The sequence below is a fragment of the Phenylobacterium sp. genome, assembly GCF_024508875.1.
Taxonomy (GTDB): Bacteria; Pseudomonadota; Alphaproteobacteria; order Caulobacterales; family Caulobacteraceae; genus Phenylobacterium.
In genome coordinates this window covers 1-2892 of record NZ_JANINU010000252.1, presented here as the reverse complement: position 1 = coordinate 2892, position 2892 = coordinate 1, and the positions used below count along the sequence as shown (strand labels likewise).

The window sequence follows — 2892 nt, the reverse complement described above, 5'->3', positions numbered from 1 at the left end:
CCGATCCCGAGATCGTCAAGGAGCTCCTCGCCGACACCTGCGACGACCCCGACGACCCCAAGTGGCGAAGCTCAGGCTAGCCGCCCCCTCTCGCTTCGCGAGCTCCCCCAAGGGGGGAGCATCTGGAACAGATCCAATTCCTCCCTATTCCACCCCCTCTGGGGGTGGATCGCGAAGCGAGGGGGGCCGAGCCGCTTGCGGCTCGGAGGGGGAGGTGCCGAAGGCGGAGGGGGTCAGCCCCACGACCTCTGAAACCGTCGCACCCCGACGGCGCGACCGCATGCCCACTCCATCACATCGAGGTCCCGGTCTTCGGCCTGCGGTCGAAACCGGATCACACCTGCGGGAATGCCCCGCCCCAAACCGGCACACCTCCGCCCGGCGCCGGTCTTGCAGGCCCGCGCCGCAACGTCAGCCGCGTGCTCCCTGGAAGAGGGCAAGGGGTTGACTTCAGGGGTTCTCGCCTGAAGAACCCCGCCACACGAAAAATCTAGAGGAGCTCGGCCCCATGGCTGTCCGCGTCGCCATCAACGGTTTCGGTCGCATCGGCCGCCTGGTCCTGCGTTCGATCGTCGAACATGGCCGCAAGGACATCGAGGTCGTCGCGATCAACGACCTGGGCCCGGTCGAGACCAACGCCCACCTGCTGCGCTACGACAGCGTGCACGGCCGCTTCCCGGCCGACGTGAAGGTCGAGGGCGACACGATCGTCATCGCGGGCTACGCGCCGATCAAGGTCACCGCCGAGCGCGACCCGGCCAAGCTGCCGCACAAGGACCTGGGCGTCGACATCGCCCTGGAATGCACCGGCATCTTCACCTCCAAGGAAAAGGCCTCGGCCCACCTGGAAGCCGGCGCCAAGCGCGTCATCATCTCGGCGCCCGGCGACAACGTGGACAAGACCATCGTCTACGGCGTGAACCACCAGACGCTGACCAAGGACGACCTGGTCATCTCGAACGCCTCGTGCACCACCAACTGCCTGGCGCCCGTCGCCCACGTGCTGCAGGAACTGTGCGGCATCGAGCGTGGCTACATGACCACGATCCACTCCTACACGGGCGACCAGCCGACGCTGGACACCCTGCACAAGGACCTCTACCGCGCCCGCGCCGCGGCCATGTCGATGATCCCGACGTCCACCGGCGCCGCCAAGGCCCTGGGCCTGGTGATCCCGGCCCTGGCCGGCAAGCTGGACGGCTCGTCGATCCGCGTCCCGACCCCGAACGTCTCGGTGGTCGACCTGAAGTTCGTGCCGTCCAAGCCGGTGACCGTCGCCCAGATCAACGAGGCGCTGGAAGCCGCGGCCAACGGCGCGCTGAAGGGCGTGCTGGCGGTGACCAAGGAGCCGCTGGTCTCCATGGACTTCAACCACAACCCCGCCTCGTCCACCGCGGCCCTGCCGCAGACCCAGATGATCGACGGCGGCCTCGGCCGCATCCTCACCTGGTACGACAACGAGTGGGGCTTCTCGACCCGCATGAGCGACACCGCCGTCGCCATGGGCAAGCTGATCTAGGACAATCCGTGCGCTGGCCGGGCGACAACCATCCTTCTCCCCTTGCGGGAGAAGGTGGCCGCCGCAGGCGGTCGGATGAGGGGTCGTACCGCGATCCCGGTCCAGATCGCCCCGCGCAACGCCGACGGCCGCGCGACCCCTCATCCGTCAGCCCCGGATCGCGTCCGGGGCTGACACCTTCTCCCGCAAGGGGAGAGGACTCAGCCGGGCGCCAGCCATGACCTTCAAGACCCTCGACGACGCCGACCTTTCCGGCAAACGCGCCCTGGTCCGGGTGGATCTGAACGTGCCCATGGAGGACGGACAGGTCACCGACGACACGCGCCTGCAGGCGGCCAAGCCCACGGTGGACAAGCTGCGCGCGGGCGGAGCCAAGGTGATCCTGCTGGCCCACTTCGACCGCCCCAAGGGCAAGGTCGTGCCGTCGATGAGCCTGAGGCCCATCGTGGAGCCGCTGGCCAAGGTTCTCGGCGTTCCGGTCGCCTTCGCGGACGACTGCATCGGCCAGAAGGCCCGCGAGGCCGTGAACGCCATGCAGCCCGGCGACGTGCTGCTTCTGGAGAACGTCAGGTTCCACGCCGGCGAAGAAGCCAACGACCGCGCCTTCGCCGACGCCCTGGCCTCCAACGGCGACCTCTTCGTCAACGACGCCTTCTCGGCCGCGCACCGGGCCCACGCCTCGACCGAGGCCCTGGCCCGGCGCCTGCCGGCCTATGCGGGCGAACAGATGCGGCTGGAGCTGGACGCCCTCGACGCCGCCCTGGGACGCCCCCAGCGGCCGGTTCTGGGCATCGTCGGCGGCTCCAAAGTCTCCACCAAGCTCGACCTGCTGCGCAACCTGGTGACCCGGCTGGACAAGCTGGCCATCGGCGGCGGCATGGCCAACACCTTCCTCTACGCCCAGGGCCACGACGTCGGGGCGTCCTATTGCGAGAAGGACCTGGCCGAGACCGCGCGCGACATCATCCGCCTGGCCGGCCAGAACAACTGCAAGCTCTTCCTGCCGCTGGACATCGTGGTGGCCGAAAAGCTGGCGCCCGGCGCCCCGGCCCGGGTACGCCACGTGGGCTCCATCGACGAGCACGAGCGCATCCTGGACGCCGGCCCGGAGACGGTCGAGCGGCTGTGCCGCGCCATGGACAACTCCGAGACCCTGATCTGGAACGGCCCGCTGGGCGTCTTCGAAATGCCGCCCTTCGACAAGGGCACCATGACCGCGGCGCGCCATGCCGCGGAACTTGCGAAGGCCGGGAAGATTGTAGCTGTAGCCGGCGGCGGTGATACCGTGGCCGCACTCAACGCGGCCGGCGTCTCTTCGGACTTCACGTTCGTATCGACTGCGGGCGGCGCGTTTCTTGAATGGATGGAAGGCA

General features: G+C 68.7%; 2 protein-coding genes. Both read left to right on the top strand.

Features of this window, described 5'->3' with window-relative positions; all coding sequences use genetic code 11:
* Positions 1–508: 508 nt before the first annotated feature.
* Positions 509–1519 carry a type I glyceraldehyde-3-phosphate dehydrogenase gene (gene gap / locus Q0L11_RS17735; protein WP_296598984.1) on the top strand — a complete coding sequence of 337 codons (1011 nt, stop codon included), beginning with the start codon at positions 509–511 and terminating at the stop codon, positions 1517–1519.
* Positions 1520–1736: 217 nt separating this feature from the next.
* Positions 1737–2892: phosphoglycerate kinase (gene pgk / locus Q0L11_RS17730; RefSeq protein ID WP_296598983.1), on the top strand; the 1156-nt coding region annotated here is incomplete at its 3' end.